We start from the raw sequence: 22794 nt of genomic DNA, 5'->3' as shown, positions 1-22794 counted from the left end.
CGTCAGGCGCTCGTGGACGTCCTCGGTCTCCAGCAGCTGACGCTTCTGCTCGTTCTCGAGGTACGACGCGTAACCGGCGGTGTCGGCGAGCTGGCCGGGATCGGTCAGCCGCTGGACCGAGTCGATGACCTGCCAGGCGTTGCGCTTCTGCAGGATCGTGACGAGCAGGCCCTTGTAGTCGCGGCCCAGGTCGAGCACGACCTCCGAGGGGTCGACGTCCTCGACCAGCTCGGCCTCGACCCACAGGGCCGCGCCGGGACCCGTCACGCCGCCCTGGATGTGGGCGCGCTGCTCGGCGCGCAGGACCGCACCGGGGCCGCCGCCGGGGAGGCGGCCGACCTGCTGGATCGTGGCGATGACGCCGTGGGTCGCATAACGGTCCTCCAGGCGCGGGGCCACGAGGAGGCGGTCGTCGTTGCTCGTGCGGGCCGCGTCGACCGCGGCCCGGGCCGCGTCGTCGAGCTCGATCGGGACGACCATGCCGGGCAGGACGACGACGTCCGCCAGGGCCAGGACGGGGAACTTCTGCAGTGTGCTCACGATGGTCTCCAAGAGTTGAGTCTGACGGGCTCAACTACCGACCAGCGGGTCTTGTTCCGGAGACCGCCTCCTGTTCGCTCTGGGCGGACGGGGACCGACGTCGCTGCCGGCCCGTCCGGGCCGCTGCGCCACAATGAACGCCATGTCGACTGCCACGAACGAGTTCCCGAGCGAGGTGCAGCTCGCCGTGACGGCGGGAGTCGCCGTCATCACGCTCGACGCCCCCCAGCGCCGCAACGCCCTGACCGTCGCGATGGCCCGCGAGCTGATCGCGGTGTGCGACCGGGTCGACGCCGATCCCACGATCGGGGCGGTCGTCGTGACGGGCGCCGGGGCGTACTTCTGCGCCGGGGGAGAGCGGCCGACCCTGGCCGCGGCTGGGGAGCGTCCGGCCGACCCCGACATGTTCGAGGCGATGGGCGACATCTACCAGTCGTTCAAGCGTGTCGGTGAGCTCGAGCCGCCGACCATCGCGGCGATCCGCGGCGGCGCGGTCGGCGCGGGGATGAACCTGGCGCTCGCGACCGACCTGCGAATCGTGGCCGACGACGCCCGGCTGATGTCCGGGTTCCTCGCGATCCATCTGCACCAGGGCGGCGGGCACGGCACGCTGCTGGCCCGGACCGGTGCCCGGGAGGCGGGCAACGCGATGTCGCTGTTCGGGGAGTCGGTGATCGGCCGACGGGCCGTCGAGCTGGGGCTGGCCTGGGAGTCGGTGCCGGCCGACGCCGTCGAGACGCGCGCCGTCGAGCTGGCGGCCGTACCCGCGGCGGACCCCGAGCTGGCCCGCCGGACCGCTGCCTCGATGCGCCTCCAGGCGTCGCTGGACGACTCGGCGTGGAGCCGTGGGCTCCAGCTCGAGCGGGCCACGCAGATGTGGTCGATGCGCCGCCGGCACCTCGACGCCGAGCGCGGCTAGGCACGCCTGAGGGACCCGCACTCGCGATACGTTGGGGGCCGAGCGTGGGGAGGTGGGCCGATGCCTGAGTCGATCGACGAGCACGTCGTCCGTCGGTTGAGCACCTGGCCGGGCCGGCCGGGCCAGCCCCGCGACGTACCCGGCGGCGACGCGCTGCTCGCGCTGTACGACGCGCAGGTGCAGAGCCGTCACCTCGATCTCGCGATCCGCGGCCTGCAGGTTCGCCGCGAGGCGTTCTACACGATCGGCTCGGCGGGTCACGAGAGCAACGCCGCCGTCGCGATGGCGCTGCGCCCGACCGACCCGGCGCTCCTGCACTACCGCTCGGGCGGGTTCTACGCCGCCCGGGCCGCGCAGGTGCCGGGCTCGACCCCGGTCGACGACGTCCTGCACGGGACGCTCGCGTCGGCCGCCGACCCCATCTCGGGCGGCCGCCACAAGGTCTTCGGCAACATCGGCCTCAACGTCATCCCGCAGACCTCCACGATCGGCTCGCACCTGCCGCGGGCGTTCGGGCTGGCCTTCGCGCTGGGCCGCGTCCCGCGCTCGCAGGTCGTGCCGCGGTGGCCGGCGGACTCGGTCGTGGTGTGCAGCTTCGGTGACGCCTCGGCCAACCACTCCACCGCGGTCGGGGCGCTCAACGCCTCGGCCTACTGCGCGCACCAGGGCGTGCCGCTGCCGATCCTGTACGTCTGCGAGGACAACGGTCTCGGCATCAGCACCCGGTCGCCCGTCGGCTGGGTCGCACGGTCCCTCAGCCGGTGGCCCGCGATCGAGTACGCCCATGCCGACGGCACGTGCCCGGCCGAGCTGCTCGAGACCGCGACCCGGCTGGCCGAGCTGGTGCGCACCGAGCGACGCCCGGCGATCCTGCACCTCGAGACCGTGCGGTTCATGGGACATGCGGGGTCCGACGCCGAGATCGCCTACCGGACGCAGCGGGAGATCCAGGACGAGCACGGCCGGGACCCGGTGCTGGCGACCGCGGGGGCCCTGATCGACGCCGGGATCCTGACCCCCGGGGGGGCGCTGCAGCGCTACGAGGAGGCCCGCGCTGCCGTGGCCGAGCGCGCCGAGGCGCTGGTCGGTGGGCCGCGGCTGGAGTCACGCGACGCCGTGACCGCCCCGATCACGGTGCGCCGGCCGCGGCAGGACAGGCTGGCCACGCCGGAGCAGCGGGTCCGGGCGTTCGGCGGTCGGCTGCCCGAGGACGCGGGCGACCTGACCCTCGCGCAGGTCGTCAACGCCGCGCTCAAGGACGCGCTGGCGGCGCACGCCGAGGCGATCGTGTTCGGTGAGGACGTCGGTCGCAAGGGCGGGGTCTACGGCGTGACCCGCGGCATCCGCAAGGCGTTCGGGGCCGAGCGGATCTTCGACACGCTGCTCGACGAGCAGACGATCCTGGGCACGGCGCTCGGGTCGGCGCTGGCCGGCTTCCTGCCGATCCCGGAGATCCAGTACCTCGCCTACCTGCACAACGCGGAGGACCAGCTGCGCGGGGAGGCGGCCACGCTGCGCTTCTTCTCCGACGGGCAGCTGGAGAACGGGATGGTCGTGCGGGTCGCCGGCCTGGCCTACCAGAAGGGCTTCGGCGGGCACTTCCACAACGACAACTCGGTCGCCGTCCTGCGCGACGTCCCGGGCCTGGTCCTCGCCGTGCCGAGCCACCCCGGGGGAGCGCCGGCCCTGTTGCGCGAGTGCGTGGCCCTGGCCCGTGAGGGGCGGGTCTGCGTCTACCTGGAGCCGATCGCGCTCTACCACCAGCGCGACCTGCACGACGGTGACGACGGGTGGACCGCGGGCTACCTGCCGCCGGCGCCCTGGCCGGCCGAGGTGGCCTCCGAGCTGGGTCGCGTCCGGACGTACGGCGAGGGTCGCGACGTCCTGCTGGTGACATTCGGCAACGGCGTCCGGATGAGCCTGCGGGCCGCCGCCGAGCTGGCGGCCGGTGGCACGGGCTGCACGGTGCTCGACCTGCAGTGGCTCGCGCCGCTGCCGCACGAGGAGCTGCTGCGGGCGGCGGCGGTGTTCGACCGGGTCGTCGTGGTCGACGAGACCCGGCAGAGCGGGGGAGTGTCGGAGGGGGTCGTCACGGCCCTGGTCGACGGCGGGTACGCCGGACGGATCCGGCGGGTCTCGAGCGCCGACAGCTTCATCCCGCTGGGCCCGGCCGCGGACCACGTGCTGCTGTCCGAGGCCGACATCGTGCAGGCGGTCCAGGCCGTCACGGGCTGACGCCACGCACCGCCACGGCGCGGGCGTCCAGGGTGAAGGATCCGGTCGGCGAGCCGAGGCGGTGGAAGCACGCGCCGCGCAACCGGGTCAGCCGCCCGGTGTCGAGGGAGGCGGCGTACGCCCCGCCCGGGCCGACGCCGAGCGTGAACGGGGTCCAGTAGTCGTCGAAGCCGGAATACGTCACGCTCACCGCGAGCTCCCTCGTGCGTACGTCCGCCAGCCCGGCGCCCTCCCAGAGCCCGGCGAGCTCGCCCTCGGTCGTGAACCGCATGGAGCGCGTCTCGTCCGGGGCACCCGGGTCGACGTCGAGGGCGGCGTCCCAGAAGGTCCGCAGCATCGTCATGCCGCCGGCGTAGTCCCACGTGCACGCGGCGATCGTGCCGCCGGGGCGGGTGACGCGCAGCATCTCGGCCAGGCCGACCGCGGGGTCCGGCAGGAAGGTGAGCACGAGCTGGCTGACGACCAGGTCGAACCTGCCGCCGGCCCAAGGCAGGTCGGCGGCGACCGCCCGGCGCACGTCGGCGCCCGGCACCCGCGCGGCGCACGCCGCGACGTACCGCGTCGAGGGGTCCACCGCCGCGACGTGCGTGGCGCCGAGCCCGGTCGCGAGGGCCTGGGTCAGGGCGCCGGGGCCGCAGCCGACGTCGAGCGCCCGCTGGCCGGGTTCACCGCCGGTGAACGACAGGAACGAGACGGCCAGCCGGTCGGAGTAGCGCCCCATGTAGCGGTCGTACGCGGTGCGGGTGGTGTCGAACCCCATGGAACTCAGGATGTCCCCATGTCCCGGATGTTGCCAGTTCCCCACTTCGTCGACCCTCGGGAAGGTCGACAACCGGCAACATCCGCGCGGCGCGGCCGGCGGACGTCAGCTGGCCAGGAGGGCTCGCGCCTTCTTGGGGGTCATCGGCGTGCAGCCGTGGGCGACGGCGTCGGCGATGATGCGGGGCTCGTCCCGCATCAGCCGCCAGCCGCGCCGGACCAGGACCCACGGGGACTTGCGGCCCTCCCGGAGGTCCCGGACGAGGCGGAGCCCGAACGTCAGCATCGGGTTGCGCTGGAGGCAGATCGCCGCGTCGAGCAGGCCGGCCTCCCGGCAGGCGTCGACGATGACGGGGGCGAACAGGCCCTCGGCGATGAACTTCCCGGTCGGCACCTCGAGGGACTGCGACCCCGTCCGCGCGCTCGCCGCGATGTCGTAGACCGGCACCTCGGCCGTCCCGGACGCGCACAGCTCCGCGATCGCGCCGACCGCCGCCACGGCGTCCCACGACGCGGCGTCGTCCCAGTCCACGATGCCGAGGCTCGAGCGGGGCATGTCCGGGGCGTCGGCGTCCCGGTAGAAGTCGTCGAGCCGCAGCACGGGCCAACCGAGCCGCGCCGCCAGGTGGGACTTGCCGGACCCCGAGGGCCCGGCCAGGATCACGACGCCCAAGGTCAGACGCCGATGGGGTGCCAGACGGTCTTCGTCTCGACGAAGGCCTCCAGCCGGGCCAGCGAGGGCTCCACCAGCCAGTCGACCGCCGTGGCCGGGGCGCGCAGCACCCGCTTCAGGTTGTCGGCCGCGGCGACCTCGAGCGAGGCGGCGAGCGCGGGATCCTCGACCCCGCCGAGGTCCAGGGCGTTGACGTCCATGTGCGACGCGAGCCAGGGGGCGATCTCGGCCGCGTGGCCGGTCAGGATGTTGACGACGCCACCGGGCAGGTCGGACGTCGCCATGATCTCCGACAACGTCACGGCGGGCACCGGCGCGGTCTCGCTCGCGATGACGACCACGGTGTTGCCGGTCGCGATCGCCGGGGCGATGACCGACACGAGCCCCAGCAGCGGGTCGGCCGGCGCGACGACCGCGACGACGCCCGTCGGCTCGGGCGACGACAGGTTGAAGTACGGCCCGGAGACCGGGTTGGCATTGCCGAGCACCTGGACGAACTTGTCGGCCCAGCCGGCGTACCAGACGATCCGGTCGATCGCGGCGTCGACGGAGGCGGTCGCCCGCTTCTCGTTCAGCCCGGTGGCCCGCAGCTGCTCGACGAGCTGCTCGCGGCGACCCTCCATGACCTCGGCGATCCGGTAGAGGACCTGGCCACGGTTGTACGGGGTGCGGGTCGACCAGCCGCCGAACGCCTTGCGGGCGGCGAGCACGGCGTCGCGGCCGTCCTTGCGGGACGCCAGCGCCATGTTGGCCAGGAAGCCGCCCTTGGCGTCGACCGCCTCGAACGTGCGGCCCGACTCCGAGCGGGGGAACGCCCCGCCGATGTACAGCTTGTGCGTCTTCTTGACGGCGACACGCTCGGTCATGACGAAGCTCCCTGCAGGTAGGCGGCGAGGCCGTGGCGCCCGCCCTCGCGGCCGTAGCCCGACTCCTTGTAGCCGCCGAACGGCGACGCGGGGTCGAACTTGTTGAACGTGTTGGCCCAGACCACGCCGGCGCGCAGCTGGTTGGCCATCGACAGGATCCGCGAGCCCTTCTCGGTCCAGACCCCGGCCGACAGGCCGTACGGCGTGTTGTTGGCCTTCTCGACCGCCTCGGACGGCGTGCGGAACGTCAGCACCGACAGGACCGGGCCGAAGATCTCCTCGCGCGCGATGCGGTGCGCCTGCGTGACGCCGGTGAAGATCGTCGGGGGGAACCAGAAGCCGTTGGCCGGGATCTCGCACGGGACGGACCAGCGCTCGGCGCCCTCGGCGTCACCGATGTCGGACAGCTCCTTGATGCGGGCGAGCTGCTCGGCGGAGTTGATCGCGCCGATGTCGGTGTTCTTGTCGAGCGGGTCGCCGAGGCGCAGCGTCGACATGCGGTCCTTGAGCCGGTCGATGACGGCGTCGTAGACGTTCTCCTGCACCAGGAGGCGCGACCCGGCGCAGCAGACGTGGCCCTGGTTGAAGAAGATGCCGCCGACGATCCCCTCGACGGCCTGGTCGAGCGGCGCGTCGTCGAACACGATGTTGGCGGCCTTGCCGCCCAGCTCGAGGGTCACCTTCTTGCTCGTGCCGGCGACGGACCGGGCGATGGCCTTGCCGACCGCGGTCGAGCCCGTGAACGCGACCTTGTCGACGTCGGGGTGCTCGACGAGGGCCTGCCCGGTGTCACCGGCGCCGGTGATGATGTTGACGACGCCCGGCGGCAGGTCGGCCTGCTGGCACACCTCGGCGAACAGCAGCGCCGTCAGCGGCGTGGTCTCGGCGGGCTTGAGCACCACGGTGTTGCCGGCGGCGAGCGCCGGGGCGATCTTCCAGGCCAGCATCATGATCGGGAAGTTCCACGGGATGACCTGTCCCGCGACGCCAAGCGCCTTCGGATCGGGTCCCAGCCCGGCGTAGGAGAGCTTGTCGGCCCAGCCGGCGTAGTAGAAGAACCACTGCGACACCAGCGGGAGGTCGACGTCGCGCGACTCCTTGATCGGCTTGCCGTTGTCGAGGGACTCCAGGACCGCGAACTCACGGCTGCGCTCGGCCATGATGCGGGCGATCCGGTAGAGGTACTTCGCCCGCTCGCTGCCCGGGAGCTTGGACCAGACCTTGTCGTACGCCTGGCGGGCCGCCGCGACGGCCCGGTCGACGTCGGCCTCGGTCGCCTCGGCGACCTCGGCGAGGACCTCCTCGGAGGCGGGGCTGATCGACTTGAACGACGTACCGCTGCCATCGACGAACTCGCCGCCGATGAACAGTCCGTACGAGCTCTTGATGTCGACGATCGCGCGCGACTCGGGGGCCGGCGCGTACTCGAACTTTCCAGTGGATGCCATGCGAAATCAGTCCAACGTCACGTAGTCGGGGCCGGAGTAGCGGCCGGTGGTCATCTTCTGGCGCTGCAGCAGCAGGTCGTTGAGCAGCGATGAGGCGCCGAAGCGGAACCAGTCCGGGCCGAGCCAGTCCTCGCCGACGATCTCGTTGACCATCACGAGGTACTTGATCGCGTCCTTGGAGGTGCGGATGCCGCCGGCCGGCTTGACGCCGACCTGGCGGCCCGTCTCGGCGCGGAAGTCGCGGACCGCCTCGAGCATCACGAGGGTCACGGGGAGCGTCGCGGCGGGCTGGATCTTGCCGGTGCTGGTCTTGATGAAGTCGGCGCCGGCCATCATCGCGAGCCACGAGGCCTTGCGGACGTTGTCGTACGTCTGCAGCTCCCCGGTCTCGAAGATGACCTTGAGGTGGGCGTGGGTCCCGTCGGGACGGGCACACGCCTCCTTGGTGGCGACGATCTCGTCGAAGACGAGGTCGAGGTTGCCGGCGAGGAACGCTCCACGGTCGATGACCATGTCGATCTCGTCGGCGCCCGCCTCGACCGCGTCCTGGGTGTCGGCGAGCTTGATGTCGAGCGCGGCGCGGCCGGACGGGAACGCCGTCGCGACGGCCGCGACGTTGACGCCGGAGGCCCCGAGGGTCTCCTTGGCGATCGCGACCATGTCGGGATAGACACACACGGCAGCCGCGGCGGGGCACGTCGGATCGGTCGGGTCGGGGCGCATCGCCTTGTTGGCGAGCGCGCGGACCTTGCCGGGGGTGTCGGAGCCCTCGAGCGTCGTGAGGTCGACCATCGAGATGGCCAGGTCGATCGCCCAGGCCTTCGAGGTCGTCTTGATCGACCGGGTGCCGAGACCCGCGGCGCGGGCCTCGAGGCCGACCTGGTCGACCCCGGGCAACCCGTCGAGGGTCTTGCGCAGGGACGCTGTGGCGCCTGTCACGGGGGTCCTCCTGAACTCGGCCACGTCGTCGGGACCGACCTCAAGACTAGGCCGCGGAGACCACCGCATGCCAATGCGCGGGGGCCCGGATCGCCTGCGACGGGGGTTTCACGACCAACTTCACCGTTTCGACATGTTTCGTGTTCGTCAAAGCCGTTGACTTCGATTTCGGGACGGGTTGTCCTTGGCCGTACTACTTCCTGAGAAGTTCTCAGGCCAGCCTCGGGGGCGCTCTGCTGTGCGATTCCCGATGCCCGAACCCGGAGGAATCAATTCAGTGAATCCCTTGTCTCGCCGTCTCGTGGGGGCCGCGACCGCGTCCCTCCTGACGACACCCGTGCTGGCCTTCGCGCCGGCCCAGGCCGCGGACCCCGTGGTCATCAACCTGGTCGGCATCAACGACTTCCACGGCCGCATCGACAGCGCCACGGTGCAGTGGGCCGGCACCGTCAAGCAGCTCGAGGCCGACGCCCCGACCGGCAGCTCGCTGCTCGTCTCGGCGGGTGACAACGTCAGCGCCTCGGTGTTCGCGTCCTCCGTGCAGGACGACAACCCCACGATCGACGTGCTCAACAGCCTGGGCCTGGACGCCTCGGCGACGGGCAACCACGAGTTCGACAAGGGCTACGACGATCTGGTCAACCGGATCGCCGAGCGGGCCGACTTCCCGATCCTGGGCGCCAACGTCACGAAGAAGGCCGACGGCAGCAACGCCCTCGACCCCTCCGCCACGTTCGACATCGCCGGCCTCAAGGTCGCCGTCATCGGCGCGGTGACGCAGGAGACTCCGACGCTGGTCAGCCCCGACGGTGTCGCGGGCCTCAGCTTCGGTGACCCGGTTGCCGGCATCAACGCGGAGGCCCAGCGGCTGCAGGCGCTGCCCGAGGCGGACCGCCCCGACGTCCTGGTGGCCTCGTACCACGAGGGCGCGCCGGACGGCACGCTCAGCCTGGCACAGGCCATGGCCGGCAGCCAGGTCTTCCGCCACCTCGTCGAGGACACCTCGGGCGACGTCGACGCGATCTTCATGGGCCACACGCACCAGAAGTACGCCTACGAGGCCCCGGTCCCCGGTGCCGCGGGCAAGACCCGGCCGATCATCCAGACCGGCAACTACGGCGAGAACGTCGGCCAGATCAAGCTCTCGGTCGACCCCGAGACGGGTGACGTCACGAGCTTCATGCTGCGCAACGTCGCCCGCTCGACGGCGACCGAGACGGCCCTCGTCACGCAGTACCCGGCCCTCGGTGACGTCAAGAAGATCCGCGACGACGCGGTGACCTACGCCAACAAGGTCGGCAACGTCCAGAAGGGCGAGATCACCGCCGACATCACCCGCGCGTTCAACGGCACGACCGAGGACCGTGGCTCCGAGTCCACCGCCGGTGGCCTCGTCGCGGACGCCCTGCTGGAGACCGTCGCCGGCGAGCCTGCGGGTGCCGACCTCGGCATCGTCAACCCCGGCGGCCTGCGGTCCCCGGACCTGACGTTCGCCGGTGTCGCGGGCGACCCGGTCAACACCGACGGCGTCGTGACGTACGGCGAGCTCAACGCGGTGCTCCCGTTCGCCAACAACCTCAACTCGGTCAAGCTGACCGGCGCCTCGCTCAAGAAGGTGCTGGAGCAGCAGTGGCAGCGTGACGACGCCGGCAACGTGCCGAGCCGCGCCTACCTGCAGCTCGGCCTGTCGAAGAACGTCCACTACACGTTCGACTCGACCAAGCCGGAGGGCAGCCGCATCACGTCGGTCCGCATCAACGGCGAGCCGCTCGACCTGGCCAGGACCTACAAGGTCGCGACGTTCTCGTTCCTCGCCGCCGGTGGTGACAACTTCCGCGCGTTCAAGGAGGGTGCCAACACCGACACGGGCCTGGTCGACCGTGACGGTTGGATCACGTACTTCGAGAAGAACAGCCCGATCTCGCCGGACTTCGCCAAGCGCTCGGTCGAGGTGCGCGGCATCAAGTCGCAGTACCGCGTCGGTGGCTCGGGCAGCTTCACACTCCCGCGGCTCAACCTGACGTCGACCGGGAGCCCCGCCAACACGCGGGTCTTCTCGAAGCTCTTCTACGGCGACGGCAAGGTCCTGACGCTGCCCTCGCAGCCGGTCACGGCCGGCGCAGCGACGGTGACGTTCACGCTCCCGGCGGGTCAGAGTGGTGCGATGCGCATCGAGTCGACGGCCACGCCGACCAACACCAAGGTCGTCGTCCCGATCGACGTGACGGGCGCGACCGTTGCGGCCGACGCCGCCCCGGGCACCTACGGCAAAGACCTCGACGTCGACGTCACGGTCTCCGGACCGGATGAGACCCCGACGGGCGACGTGTCGCTCAAGAAGGGCGACACCGTCGTCGGCTCGGCCACCCTCGCAGGCGGTGAGGCCACGGTCACGGTGGACACCACGGACCTCGGCGCCGGAAGCACGGAGCTGACGGTGGCCTACGCCGGCGACAGCAACTACGTCGCTGCCAACGGCAAGGTCACGGTGGAGGTCGCCAAGGCCGGCACCACGACCGCGGCGCAGGACCCGGAGCCGACCAAGATCAGCGACGACGCCCCGATCGACGTCACGGTCGAGTCGGCCACCGGCACCGAGCCCACGGGTGACGTGACGATCTCCGACGGCGACGACGAGATCGGCACCGCCGAGATCGCCGAGGGCGCCGCCACGGTCGAGACCGACCTGTCCGGCCTGACGACGGGTCAGCACACGCTGACGGTCGACTACGCCGGTGACGCCGACCACGAGGCGTCGACCACGACGGTCGACGTCGACGTCCTCAAGGGCACGACGGACCTCGCCGCGACCTCGGACGGCGCCGCCTACGGCACGTCGGCCACGATCGAGATCGAGGGTGACGAGGTCGCGTCCGGCCTGGTCTACATCGGCCACGGCGACGACGTCGTTGGCGTCGGCTTCCTGACCAACGGCGTCGGCAGGGTCAAGCTCGACAAGACCGCGCTGGAGCCCGGCGACTACGACCTCGACGTCTACTACGGGGGCAGCGGTTCGTACGACCCGGCACAGACCCAGGTCTCGGTGACCATCACGAAGGCCGCGTCGGCGCTCAAGAAGGCGTCGGTCAGCCCGTCGAAGGTCGTCAGGAAGAAGACCAAGCCGCACGTGACGCTGAGCGTCAAGGCGTCGGGCTTCGTGGTCGACGGTGGCAAGGTGACGCTGCGCTCGGGCGGGAAGTCGTACTCCGGCACCGTCAGGAAGGGGTCGGTCAAGATCCGTCTGGGCGTCTTCACCTCGACGGGCTCGAAGAAGGTCACCGCCTCCTACGCGGGCAACGACTACGCCGAGCCGTCCACGACCAGCTTCACGGTCAAGGTCGTCAAGAAGTAGGACAGCCCGCCGCGCCGCACGGACGACTCGTCCGTGCGGCGCGGTGCTGTCTGCGCTGGACGACCTGCGCTGGACGATTCGGTGCTGGACGCGGTGGGATGAGCCCATGACGTCCACGTTCCTCGTCGCCGGCACGATGCTGACGGGCCTCTCCGCCGGCCTGTTCGTGGCCTTCTCGATCGCCGTCATGCCGGGCCTGCGCCGGGCCTGCGCCGGGCCGGCGACGCGGCCTTCGTCGAGACGATGCGCGGCATCAACGCCGCGATCCTCAACCCGGTCTTCGCGGTGGTGCTCGTCGGCCCGTTCGTGGTGACGACGGTCGCGCTCGTGCTGGGCCGCCACGACGGTTCCCGTGGGTGGGTCCTGGCCGGGATCGTGCTGTACGTCCTGGGGGCGTTCGTCGTGACCGGCGCGGTCAACATCCCGCTCAACGACGCGCTGGGGTCCGGCACCGGCCGCGCCGGCACGCTGCGGGCCGCCTTCGAGGACCGGTGGACGCGGTGGAACCACCTGCGCTCGGCACTCACGACGGCTGCGTTCGCCTGCCTCGTCGTCGGGGTCCTGGAGCGGTGAGGGTCAGGCCGGTCCGGGCCGGCGACTGCGCCGCAGGCCCGTCACGAGCGCCACGATGAACGCCGCGAGCAGCAGCAGCCCGGCGATGCCACCCCCGACGAGACCCATCACGACGTAGCGACCGATGCGGGGGTTGGGGGCGAAGCCGAACGCCTGGACGTCGCCCACGTCGCTGCACAGCACGGTGTGGCTGGACCCGGGGACGCCCTCGACGATGCCGACCCTGGCCCAGGTCAGCCCGCCGTCGGTGACCGTGATGCGGTCCGCGGTGCCCGAGCCCAGGGTCGAGGTCTGCGTGCCCTCGAGCGTGCTGCTGCACGTGCCGCTGGACATCTCCGGGGCTACCCACAGGGCGATGTCGCGGTCCTCGATCGTGATCGTGACGTCCTGGCCGGCCGGGATGGGGGTGATGTCATAGCCGGCCACGGCGCGGCCGATGACCACGGCGACGACGACCGCGACCAGGACCGCGAGGGCGGTCAGGACGCCCGCAATGGCATAGCCGCGGGTGCCGGGTCGCTGCGGCAGCGGGGGAGGGGTGCTCACGGGCCGGTCAGATCCCCAACGCCGCGGCGAGATCGGTCTTGATGCCGGCGAGCTGCGCGTCGGCGGACTCGCGGGCGAGCTCGATCGAGTCGGTCACCGGGACCACGACCTCGAGGTAGCACTTGAGCTTGGGCTCGGTGCCGGACGGGCGGCAGATGATCCGGGCGCCCCCGTCGAGCCCCAGCCGGATGCCGTCGGTCGGCGGCAGGTCGCGGTAGCCGTCGGCGAGGTCGTCGACCGACGTCACCGCCAGCCCGCCGAGCACGGTCGGCGGCGAGGTGCGCAGCGTGTCCATGGCCCGGGAGATGATCGTCAGGTCCTCGACCCGGACCGAGAGCTGGCTCGTGCCGTGCAGCCCGTGCTCGCGGTAGATGTCGTCCAGCCGGTCGACCAGGGTCCGGCCGTCGGCCTTGAGCTCGGCGGCGAGCTCGAGCACCGTGATGATCGCCGAGACACCGTCCTTGTCGCGCGCGATGTCGGGGGCGACGCTGTAGCCCAGCGCCTCCTCGTAGCCGAACACGAGGGTCGGGATCTTGCCGAGCCACTTGAAGCCCGTCAGGGTCTGCTCCCACGGCTGACCGTGCGCGGCGGCCTGGCGGCCGAGCAGGTCCGACGACACGATCGAGGATCCGTACGTGCCGGTGACGCCCTTGCGGAGCAGGAAGTCGGCGAGCAGCGCGCCGACCTGGTCGCCGGACAGCATCCGGTACGACTCGCCGTCCCGGACGCCCACGGCGCAGCGGTCGGCGTCGGGGTCGTTGGCCACGATGATGTCGGCGCTCGTGTTGGACGCGAGCTTGAGCGCGAGGTCCATCGCGCCGGGCTCCTCGGGGTTGGGGAACGCGACGGTCGGGAAGTCGGGATCGGGGTCGGCCTGGGCCGGCACGACGTGCAGCGGGGGGAAGCCCGCGCGGGCGACGGCCTCGGCCAGCGTGTCCCGGCCGACGCCGTGCAGCGGGGTGTAGACCGCGACGACCTCACGGGGGCCGTCGCCCGGCAGCGCGACGACCGCCTCGACGTACGCCTCGGCGACCTCGGGCCCGAGGGTCTGGTAGTCGTTGCTGCGGGGCATCTCGTCGACCCGGCCGACCGCGTCGATCGCGTCGGAGATCTCGCCGTCCGCGGGCGGCACGATCTGGCTGGAGTCCTCGAGGTAGACCTTGTAGCCATTGTCCTGCGGCGGGTTGTGCGACGCCGTCACCATGACGCCCGCGCTGCAGCCCAGGTGCCGGATCGCGAACGCCAGGACCGGGGTCGGCAGGTGGGTCGGGAGCAGGAACGCGTGCACCCCGGCGCCCTCCATGATCTCGGCGGTGTCGCGGGCGAAGACGTCGGAGTTGTGCCGCGCGTCGTAGCCGACGACGACGCTGGGGGCGGCGCCTCCCGCCTGGACGTGGTCCAGCAGGTAGGCCGCGAGGCCCGCGGCCGCCTGCGCCACGATGACCCGGTTCATCCGGTTGGGGCCGGCCCCGAGGGCGCCGCGCAGACCGGCGGTGCCGAACTGGAGGCGCTCGGCGAAGCGGTCCTCGAGCCCGGCGGTGTCACCGGCGTCGATGAGGTCCTGCAGCTCGGCGCGGGTCACGGGGTCGGGGTCCTGGCTCAGCCAGTCCTGTGCGCGGTCGATGACGGTCATGTCAGATCCTCGGGAGGATGTCGCCGAGGAGGGTGCCCATGCGGGTCGCGGCGGACTTGCCGGCGGACAGGACCTCCTCGTGGTTGAGCGGCTCACCGGTCATCCCGGCGGCGGCGTTGGTCACGAGCGAGATGCCGAGGATCTCCAGGCCCACGGCGCGGGCCGCGATGGCCTCGAGCGTCGTCGACATGCCGACCAGGTCCCCGCCGATCGCGCGGATCATGCCGATCTCGGCGGGCGTCTCGTAGTGCGGCCCGGGCAGCTGGACGTACACGCCCTCGTCGAGGCTCGGGTCGGCCTCCTTGCAGAGCGCCCGGAGGCGGGAGGAGTAGAGGTCGGTCAGGTCGACGAAGTGCGCGCCCTCGAGGGGCGAGGTCGCGGTCATGTTGATGTGGTCGCTGATGAGCACCGGGGTGCCGGGCGACCACGCGGGGTTGAGCCCGCCGCAGCCGTTGGTCAGCACCAGGGTCTTGACGCCCGCGGCGGCCGCGGTGCGCACGCCGTGCACGACGGCGGCGACGCCCCTGCCCTCGTAGAAGTGCGTGCGGCCGAGGAAGATCAGCAGGCGCTTGTCGCCCAGGGTCACCGAGCGGACCGTGCCGCCGTGTCCCTCGACGGCGGGGGCGCTGAACCCCGGGAGCTCGGCGAGGGGGACCTCGTGGTCGGGGGAGCCCAGCGCGTCGGCGGCCGGGAGCCAGCCCGAGCCCATCACGAGGGCGATGTCGTGATCACCTCCACCGGTACGTTCGCGAAGTGCGTCGGCGGCCTGTCGGGCGAGTTCAGTGGTGCTCACCTGCCGTACATTACGACCCCGCGCGGGTCGGTGCCCGACGCCCGGCGGATCTTCACCAAGACGTGACCGGCCCAGCGGGGTGGGGTGCGGCCGATTCGCCCCTGCCCCGTCGGGTGAGCGAGAATGGGCCCGTGGCTCATGTGACGATCGTCGGCGGCGGACCGGGTGGATACGAGGCGGCGCTGGTGGCCGCTCGGCTGGGAGCCGAGGTGACGCTCGTCGAGCGCGACGGCATCGGCGGGTCCACGGTGCTGACCGACTGCGTGCCGAGCAAGACCCTCATCGCGACCTCCGACCTGCTGACCGAGCTCGGGACGGCCGCCGAGCTGGGCGTCGAGATGCCGACCTCGCTGCGCGCCGACCTGGCCGTCGTCGACTCCCGCGTGCTGGCACTCGCGCAGGCGCAGTCCGCCGACATCGCCGACCGCCTGGCCGCCAGCGGGGTCACGATGATCGCCGGCACCGCCACGATCGTGGAGCCGGGCGTCGTCGACGTCGAGACCGCGGAGGGCTCGCAGCGCATCACGTCCGACGCGATCCTCCTGGCGACGGGCGCCCACCCGCGGGTCAGCCCCACGGCGCAGCCGGATGGCGAGCGCATCCTGACGTGGGAGCAGGTCTATGGGCTGCAGTCCCTGCCGGAACACATGATCGTGGTCGGCTCGGGCGTCACCGGCGCCGAGTTCGCCAGCGCCTACAACGGGTTGGGTGCCCGGGTCACGCTCGTGTCGAGCCGCGACCGGGTCCTGCCGGGCGAGGACGTCGACGCCGCCAACGTCATCGAGAACGTCTTCACCCGTCGCGGCATGACGGTCATGGGCAACTCCCGCATGGCGTCGGTCGAGCGTACGGACCACGGCGTCCTCGTGACCCTGACCGACGGTCGTACGGTCGAGGGCTCGCACTGCCTGCTCGCGCTGGGCTCGATCCCCAACACCGCGGGACTCGGGCTCGAGGCGCTCGGCATGGTGCTCGACGACGGTGGCTTCGTCAAGGTCGACCGGGTCTCGCGCACCAGCATCGGCGGCATCTACGCCGCGGGTGACTGCACGGGCGTCCTGATGCTCGCGTCGGTCGCCGCCCAGCAGGGCCGCATCGCGATGTCCCACCTGCTCGGCGACGCGGTCCACCCGCTCGACCTGGCCAAGGTCTCGAGCAACGTGTTCACGTCGCCGGAGATCGCGACGGTCGGGATGTCCCAGAAGCAGGTCGACGAGACCGATCTGCAGGTCGACTCCGCGATGCTGCCGCTCGCGGCCAACGCCCGCGCCAAGATGCAGGGCGTGCACGACGGCTTCGTCAAGATCTTCGTCCGGCGGGGGATGGGCGTCGTCGTCGGCGGGGTCGTCGTCGGCCCCAAGGCCAGCGAGCTGATCCACGCCCTGTCGCTCGCGGTGTCGGCCTCGCTGACGGTCGACCAGGTGGCCGACGCGTTCACGGTCTATCCGTCGATGTCCGGATCGGTGGCCGAGGCCGCGCGGCGGCTGCACGCGCTCGTCTGAGGCGCGGAACGGGCTGTTGCAATTGCAGGAATGACACGCGTGTAGTTTTTCGGATCGGCTATTTTCGTTCGCATTTCACGGAAAACTGTGTGCATAATCAACCGGCACCTCCAGTCACACCAGTCACACCTGCCACAGGATAGGACTTCCCCCATGCTCTCCTGGCGCGCGACCCGGCATCTGTCGGGCACCCTCGCTGCGACCGCTCTCGCGGTCGGCGTCCTCGTACCCGCTCCTGCCCAGGCCGATGGCATGGAGGTGTCCGTCGGGGCGCCCTCGACCGCCGCCGCGCCGGCCGCCGCTCCGGCCCGGCCCGCACAGGTCACGCAGAAGTCGATCCCGAGCACGGAGCCCGCCGAGCGTCAACCCGCTCCGCGCCGGCTGGCCGCCGACTCCACCGTGGTCGCCGAGCTGGAGGCCGACGAGCTCGCCCCGTTCTCGATGCTCGGGGTCACCTGGGAGGGCGGCCTCAGGGACGCCGACACCCACGTCGAGGTCCGCTGGCGCTCCGAGGGCACCTGGTCGGACTGGACCGAGCTGCACGCCGACCCGGCGCCCGAGGAGGGTGGCCGGTCCGGCACCGAGCCGCAGTGGGTCGGCACCGCCGACGGCGCCCAGGTGCGGGTCGCCTCGACCTCCGACGCAGCCCCCCGGGGCCTGGCCCTCAGCACGATCGACCCCGCCGCTCCCGCCGACGACACCGACGACGCGACCGGCACCGTGGTCGACCCGGCCGCCGACGTGACGCCGGTCGCCAGCGCGGCCAAGCCGGGGATCATCTCCCGCTCGAAGTGGGGCGCCAGCAGCACCGGCTCGTGCGACAGCCCGATCTACGGCTCGACGACGCGGGGCGCCGTCATCCACCACACCGCGGGCAACAACACCTACACCAAGGCCCAGTCGGCCGCGATCGTCAAGGCGACGCAGGCGTACCACATGAAGAGCCGCAAGTGGTGCGACATCGGCTACAACTTCCTGGTCGACAAGTACGGCCAGATCTTCGAGGGCCGCGCCGGTGGCGTGACCAAGCCCGTCCGTGCCGCGCACTCGGGCAACCTGGCGGTCAACAAGGAGACGATGGGCATTTCCCTGATGGGGACGTTCAGCACGACCCAGCCGTCGGCAGCCATGAAGACCGCCGTCGTGGACCTCGTCTCGTGGCGCTTCGCGCAGTTCAAGCTCAAGGCCAAGGGGACCTACTCGCTGGGCGGCCTGACGCTCAACCGCATCGCGGGTCACCGCAACGTCGTCGGCACCGAGTGCCCCGGCAACGCGGCGTACGCGTGGCTCAGCGCCAAGGACGGCCTGCGCGACCGGGTCGAGGACACCCTGGCGGGCACCGCGTCGCCCGCTCCGGCCCCCGCCGTGCCGCCCGCGGTCGAGGGTGTCAAGGTCACGCCGACGACCGACTCGGCGGCGATCTCGTGGCGCGCCGTCGACGGCGCGAAGAGCTATGGCGTGTGCCTGGTGACGTCCGCGACGTCGACCACGTGCGCCCGCAGCGTCTCCAAGCTGACGACGACCTCGACCACGGTCAAGGACCTCACGCCCACCGGTGGCAGGGACTACTACGTCAAGGTCCGCGCGGGCAACGGGGACGTCGCCGGCCCCTGGTCCGCCCAGGTCGGGTTCGATCTCGTCGCCGCAGCCCCCGCGGTCCCGAAGGCCGTGACCGGCATCAAGGTCACGCCGACCGCCTCGAGTGCCGCGATCTCGTGGACCGCCGCCGCGGGAGCGAAGTCCTACGGGGTGTGCCTGGTGACCTCGGCGAAGTCCACCTCGTGCGCCCGCAGCGTCTCCAAGCTGACGACGACCTCGACCACGGTCAAGGACCTCAAGCCGACCGCCGGCAGGGACTACTACGTCAAGGTCCGCGCCGGCAACGGAACGGTCGCCGGCCCCTGGTCCACGCTGAAGGGGTTCGACCTCGTGACCAAGTCGACCAGCTCATCGGCCGGGCGGACCACCAGCACGGACGTCCTGAAGGTCACCGGCACCTCGTTCACGCTGACCGGTCACGGTTTCGGCCACGGCATCGGCATGAGCCAGTACGGGGCGCAGGGAGCCGCCAAGGACGGGGTGGCCTACAGCAAGATCCTGTCGACGTACTATCCCGGCACCGACCTCGCGACCCGCACCGGCACGATGCGCGTGCTGATCTCCAAGGACACGACCGCTGCGGTCACGGTGGCCGGCCGGTCCGGCCTCACGTTCCGTCAGATCGGCGGCTCGAGCCTCGCGTTGCCGACCACGGTCGGCGGCAAGACGGTCGAGCGCTGGCAGATCCGACCCGGCGCGGTCAACGCGAAGCGCTCGGCGCTGCAGTACCGGACGGACGGGACGTGGGCGACGTACAAGAGCCGCACGTGGACCGGTGACGCCCAGCTCGAGGCCCCGACGCTGAAGCTGGTCCTGCCCGACGGGTCCACCGCGACCTATCGGACGGCGCTCCGGTCGAGCGTGCCGACGGCCGGCTCCACTGACCGCAACACCGTCAACGTCCTGCCGCTGGAGCACTATGTCCGCGGTGTCGTCGCGGCCGAGATGCCGTCGAGCTGGTCCGCCGAGGCGCTCAAGGCGCAGGCCGTGGCCGCGCGGACGTACGGCGTGCGGGGACTCGTCCCGAGCCGCTACTACGACATGTGCGACACGACGAGCTGCCAGGTCTATCGCGGGAAGTCCGGCGAGACGACGGCCACGAACGCCGCCGTCAGCGCCACGGAGGGCAAGATCGTGACGTACGACGGGAAGCCCGCGCTGACGCAGTACTCGTCGTCCTCGGGCGGCTGGACCGCGCCGGGCAGCCAGGCGTACCTCACGGCCGTCAAGGACCCGTACGACGACTGGTCGGGCAACGCGAACCACGACTGGAAGGTCACGGCGAAGATCGCGACCCTGCAGAACGCGTACCCCAAGCTCGGCTCGATCACGAAGATGACGGTCAAGAGCCGGGTCGGCGGCGGCGACTGGGGTGGGCGTGTGTCGACCGTGACGCTGACCGGATCGAAGTCGAGCGCGACGATCTCGGGGCCGACGATGCGCATGACGCTCGGCCTGAAGTCGGCCTGGTTCCGTTTCAACTGATCCGCCGGGCGGCGACTACAGTGACTCGCATGACTTCTCGGGGAGCCGCTGTTCTGCCTGTCGTCGCCACCGTCCTGGGCCTCGGCCTGGCGGCGTGTGGTGGCCCGACGGGACCCGTGGGTCCGGGGGCGGCCGCAGTGCCACGCTCGGCCGATCCGCGCCCCGCTCCGGCCCCGTCCGCCGAGGGCCCCGCCAAGGCCCGCGAGATCGCGATGCCCGCACCGGTCGCCGCGGCCGCCGGTCGGGTGTCGACCCTCGCGCCGACGCGCACCGCCTCCTTCGCGATGCTGGGCGTGACATGGGACCGCGGCGCCGACGACGAGAACGTCCGGGCCGAGGTCCGGGTGCGCCGCGACGCCGGCTGGTCCGCCTGGGAGCGCCTCGAGGTCGACACCGACGAGACCGAGGGCGGCCGCGCCGGCACCGAGCCCTGGTGGGTCGACTCGGCCGACGAGGTCAGCGCGCGGGTCACGTCGAGCGACGGCACGGCGCCGAGCGGCATCAAGGTCGTGACGGTCGACCCGGGTGACGACTCCGCCGACACCGCGACGGCCACACCCGCGTTCTACTCCACCGGCACCGGGTCCGCTGTCGTCACGGTCGCCGACGGGAAGCCGACCTACACCGCACGCCCGTCGATCATCACGCGGTCGTCGTGGAAGGCCAAGAAGTCCAACGACTGCGACGACGCCCCGAAGTATCCGAGGTACGGGACCACGACCGAGGGCGTCGTGCTGCACCACACGGCCGGCGCCAACTCCTACTCCAGGAGCAAGTCGGCCTCGATCGTCCGCGGGATCCAGAGCTTTCACATGAAGGGACGCGGCTGGTGCGACATCGCGTACAACTTCATCGTCGACAAGTACGGCCAGACCTTCATGGGCCGTGACGGCGGCGCCGACCGCCAGGTGCGCGGGTCGCACGCCGGCAACAGCGAGGTCAACGAGCAGACGATGGGCGTGGCCCTGATGGGCAACCTCAGCAAGGCCAGGCCGTCGACGAAGATGAAGAACGCCACGGTCAGGCTCGTCGGCTGGCGCATGGGCACGACCTACCTGGCGGCCCAGGGCACCTACAAGATCGGCGGCAAGAAGCTCCACCGCATCGCGGGGCACCGCAACGTCGTGAGCACCGCCTGCCCCGGCAAGTACGGCTACGCCTGGCTCAAGGCCAAGGGCGGGCTGCGCGACCGGGTCGCGGCCTACACGTCCAAGTACTCCTCGGCGATCAAGACCGCGTCGAAGAAGCTGACGGTGTCGCAGAAGGGTGTCGTGGTGATCGGCGAGACCAACGGCGCGACGACGCGGCGCATGGTGTGGAGCAAGCTCGACTTCTACTGGAAGCAGGGCGTCGGTGCGTTCCCGGTCGCCGGCACGGCGCGGTCGCCGTACGACAAGGCCGGCGGCCCGACGGGTGTCCTCGGCTATCCGACGAGCAGCATGACGTCGTCGGCGACGATCCCGGGCATCGCGGCGCAGCGCTTCGAGCGCGGCGGCATCTGGCGGGTCGCGACGACCTCGTCCTCGACGAGCTATGTCATCACGGGGGCGACCTACGACGCGTACGTCGCCAACGGTGAGGCCGAGGGTCGGCTGGGTGCGCCGACGTCGAACGTCGTCAGGACCGGCGACACGGTCCGCACGACGTTCGCGCACGGGTCGATCGAGGTCACCGACGGCCAGGAGCCGGTCGTGGTCGTCGACGGCCAGCCGCAGCGCGCCCCGCAGCCCAGCCCGCAGCCCAGCCAGCAGCCCAGCGAGACCCCGGCTCCCACGATGTCCGAGCCCACGCCCGGACCGACCGACGCCGCATGACGCCGCTGCTGCGATCCGTCGCGATCTCCGCGGCGGCCAACGCGGTCTCGCTCGCGTTCGCCGCGTTCCTGTTCGACTCGTTCAACATCCGCTTCGGGTGGTTCGTCGTCGCGGTCGGGCTGTTCACGGTGCTGACGGTCGTGCTGCGCGGGATCGTGGTCGGGACGGTCAACCGGTTCGTGCGCGGCTACACGATCTTCGGCGGCCTGGTGCTGACGTTGGTGGGCCTGCTGGTGACCGATGCCGCCGTCCCGGCCTCGGGCTTCTCGATCGAGGGCACCTGGACATGGGTCGGGGTCGTGCTGATGGTGTGGGCCGCCGGTGTCGCCTTCGGCGAGGTCGACAGCACCCGCCCCGAGCCCCGCTGACCCCCCGCCCCGCTGGCAGTGACGTTCGGGCCCCCAGATCGGTGATCTGGGGGCCCGAACGTCACGCTCAGCGGTGGGGGACTACTCGGCCGGGGCGGCGTCCTTGATCTCGGCGACGATCTCGCCGGAGCCGATAGGTCCGCCGACCTCGACCTTGAGGCCCGTGATGATGCCGGCCTTGTGGGCGTTGATGGGCTGCTCCATCTTCATGGCCTCGACGACGATGACCTGATCGCCCGCGGCGACCTCCTGGCCCTCGGCGACGGTGACCTTGACGACGGTGCCCTGCATCGGGGCGACGAGCGAGTCGCCGCCGGCGGCTGCTCCGGCGCCCTTGCCGCCCTTGCGCTTGGCCTTCTTGGCGGTGCCGGCCGCGGCGGCCGACGCGCCGAGCCCACCGGGCAGGACGACCTCGACGCGCTTGCCGCCGACCTCGACCACGACGCGCTCGCGCTCCTCGGGCTCGGAGTCCTCGGACACGCCGACGTACGGCTCGAGCTCGTTGACGTAGTCGGTCTCGATCCACGTCGTGTAGACCGTGAAGTTGCCGTCCTCGGCGGTGAAGGCCGGGTCGTCGACGACCGAGCGGTGGAACGGGATCACGGTCGGCATGCCGTCGACGACGAACTCGTCGAGGGCGCGGCGCGACCGCTGCAGGACCTGCTCACGGCTGGTGCCCGAGACGATGAGCTTGGCGACGAGCGAGTCGAACGATCCGGGGATCGTCTCGCCCTCCTCGTAGCCGCCGTC

At 71.5% G+C, this 22794-nt stretch carries 18 protein-coding genes; 8 read left to right on the top strand and 10 right to left on the bottom strand.

Annotated features, from left to right (window positions below; genetic code table 11):
* Positions 1 to 540, bottom strand: a 540-nt coding sequence (locus JWQ91_RS05350) for an LON peptidase substrate-binding domain-containing protein (protein WP_297781735.1), incomplete at its 3' end; no start/stop codon positions are given.
* 142 nt (positions 541 to 682) lie between these two features.
* Here JWQ91_RS05350 and JWQ91_RS05345 point away from each other — a divergent pair.
* Complete coding sequence (locus JWQ91_RS05345) at positions 683 to 1459, top strand: enoyl-CoA hydratase-related protein (protein WP_297781734.1); 777 nt, start codon at positions 683 to 685, stop codon at positions 1457 to 1459.
* 60 nt (positions 1460 to 1519) lie between these two features.
* Positions 1520 to 3694, top strand: a complete 2175-nt coding sequence (locus JWQ91_RS05340) for a thiamine pyrophosphate-dependent enzyme (RefSeq protein WP_297781732.1) — start codon at positions 1520 to 1522, stop codon at positions 3692 to 3694.
* Here the strand turns inward: JWQ91_RS05340 and JWQ91_RS05335 are convergent.
* The 5 genes from JWQ91_RS05335 to deoC all read right to left on the bottom strand — a co-directional run bounded on the left by JWQ91_RS05335 (position 3684) and on the right by deoC (position 8379).
* Positions 3684 to 4454 (bottom strand): methyltransferase domain-containing protein, encoded by a 771-nt coding sequence (locus JWQ91_RS05335; protein WP_297781730.1) that lies wholly within the window; start codon positions 4452 to 4454, stop codon positions 3684 to 3686. The two genes, JWQ91_RS05340 and JWQ91_RS05335, sit on opposite strands and share 11 nt — an antisense overlap.
* A 105-nt stretch (positions 4455 to 4559) precedes the next feature.
* Positions 4560 to 5117 carry an ATP-binding protein gene (locus JWQ91_RS05330; RefSeq protein WP_297781737.1) on the bottom strand — a complete coding sequence of 186 codons (558 nt, stop codon included), beginning with the start codon at positions 5115 to 5117 and terminating at the stop codon, positions 4560 to 4562.
* Between the two features lie 11 nt (positions 5118 to 5128).
* On the bottom strand, positions 5129 to 5992 hold the full coding sequence (locus JWQ91_RS05325; protein WP_297781729.1) for an aldehyde dehydrogenase family protein: 864 nt from the start codon (positions 5990 to 5992) through the stop codon (positions 5129 to 5131).
* Positions 5989 to 7440 (bottom strand): aldehyde dehydrogenase family protein, encoded by a 1452-nt coding sequence (locus JWQ91_RS05320; RefSeq protein WP_297781727.1) that lies wholly within the window; start codon positions 7438 to 7440, stop codon positions 5989 to 5991. Before JWQ91_RS05320 ends, JWQ91_RS05325 begins: the two co-directional genes overlap by 4 nt.
* Before the next feature lie 6 nt (positions 7441 to 7446).
* Complete coding sequence (gene deoC, locus JWQ91_RS05315; RefSeq protein ID WP_297781725.1) at positions 7447 to 8379, bottom strand: deoxyribose-phosphate aldolase; 933 nt, start codon at positions 8377 to 8379, stop codon at positions 7447 to 7449.
* A 277-nt stretch (positions 8380 to 8656) separates the two neighbouring features.
* Here deoC and JWQ91_RS05310 point away from each other — a divergent pair, with 277 nt between their 5' ends.
* Both JWQ91_RS05310 and JWQ91_RS05305 read left to right on the top strand, forming a co-directional pair.
* Positions 8657 to 11731 carry a 5'-nucleotidase C-terminal domain-containing protein gene (locus tag JWQ91_RS05310; RefSeq protein ID WP_297781723.1) on the top strand — a complete coding sequence of 1025 codons (3075 nt, stop codon included), beginning with the start codon at positions 8657 to 8659 and terminating at the stop codon, positions 11729 to 11731.
* Between the two features lie 243 nt (positions 11732 to 11974).
* Positions 11975 to 12304, top strand: coding sequence for an anthrone oxygenase family protein (locus JWQ91_RS05305; protein WP_297781721.1), 330 nt, complete (start codon positions 11975 to 11977; stop codon positions 12302 to 12304).
* A gap of 3 nt (positions 12305 to 12307) precedes the next feature.
* On the opposite strand, the gene JWQ91_RS05300 is transcribed toward JWQ91_RS05305, so the two are convergent.
* Genes JWQ91_RS05300 through JWQ91_RS05290 form a run of 3 tightly spaced genes read right to left on the bottom strand, consistent with a single transcriptional unit; the run spans position 12308 to position 15276 of the window.
* Positions 12308 to 12850: a hypothetical protein gene (locus JWQ91_RS05300; RefSeq protein ID WP_297781719.1), complete on the bottom strand. Its 543-nt coding sequence runs from the start codon at positions 12848 to 12850 to the stop codon at positions 12308 to 12310.
* A 7-nt stretch (positions 12851 to 12857) separates the two neighbouring features.
* Positions 12858 to 14483 carry a phospho-sugar mutase gene (locus JWQ91_RS05295; RefSeq protein ID WP_297781717.1) on the bottom strand — a complete coding sequence of 542 codons (1626 nt, stop codon included), beginning with the start codon at positions 14481 to 14483 and terminating at the stop codon, positions 12858 to 12860.
* Between the two features lies 1 nt (position 14484).
* Complete coding sequence (locus tag JWQ91_RS05290; RefSeq protein WP_297781715.1) at positions 14485 to 15276, bottom strand: purine-nucleoside phosphorylase; 792 nt, start codon at positions 15274 to 15276, stop codon at positions 14485 to 14487.
* A 131-nt stretch (positions 15277 to 15407) separates the two neighbouring features.
* Here JWQ91_RS05290 and JWQ91_RS05285 point away from each other — a divergent pair, with 131 nt between their 5' ends.
* From JWQ91_RS05285 to JWQ91_RS05270, 4 genes are all read left to right on the top strand, one after another.
* On the top strand, positions 15408 to 16778 hold the full coding sequence (locus tag JWQ91_RS05285; RefSeq protein WP_297781713.1) for an NAD(P)H-quinone dehydrogenase: 1371 nt from the start codon (positions 15408 to 15410) through the stop codon (positions 16776 to 16778).
* Between the two features lie 153 nt (positions 16779 to 16931).
* A complete protein-coding gene (locus tag JWQ91_RS05280) occupies positions 16932 to 19862 on the top strand; it encodes a SpoIID/LytB domain-containing protein (RefSeq protein ID WP_297781711.1) in 2931 nt (976 codons plus the stop codon).
* 29 nt (positions 19863 to 19891) lie between these two features.
* Positions 19892 to 21676, top strand: a complete 1785-nt coding sequence (locus JWQ91_RS05275) for an N-acetylmuramoyl-L-alanine amidase (protein WP_297781709.1) — start codon at positions 19892 to 19894, stop codon at positions 21674 to 21676.
* Complete coding sequence (locus JWQ91_RS05270; RefSeq protein WP_297781708.1) at positions 21673 to 22044, top strand: hypothetical protein; 372 nt, start codon at positions 21673 to 21675, stop codon at positions 22042 to 22044. The genes JWQ91_RS05275 and JWQ91_RS05270 overlap by 4 nt, the downstream gene beginning before the upstream one ends.
* Before the next feature lie 81 nt (positions 22045 to 22125).
* On the opposite strand, the gene JWQ91_RS05265 is transcribed toward JWQ91_RS05270, so the two are convergent.
* On the bottom strand, positions 22126 to 22794 hold a 669-nt coding region (locus JWQ91_RS05265), incomplete at its 5' end, for a biotin/lipoyl-containing protein (RefSeq protein WP_297781706.1).

It is taken from the genome of Aeromicrobium sp., assembly GCF_025965075.1.
In the GTDB taxonomy this organism is placed as follows: domain Bacteria; phylum Actinomycetota; class Actinomycetes; order Propionibacteriales; family Nocardioidaceae; genus Aeromicrobium.
The sequence above is the reverse complement of the archived record's forward strand: the minus strand, read 5'-3'. Positions and strand labels throughout refer to the sequence as shown.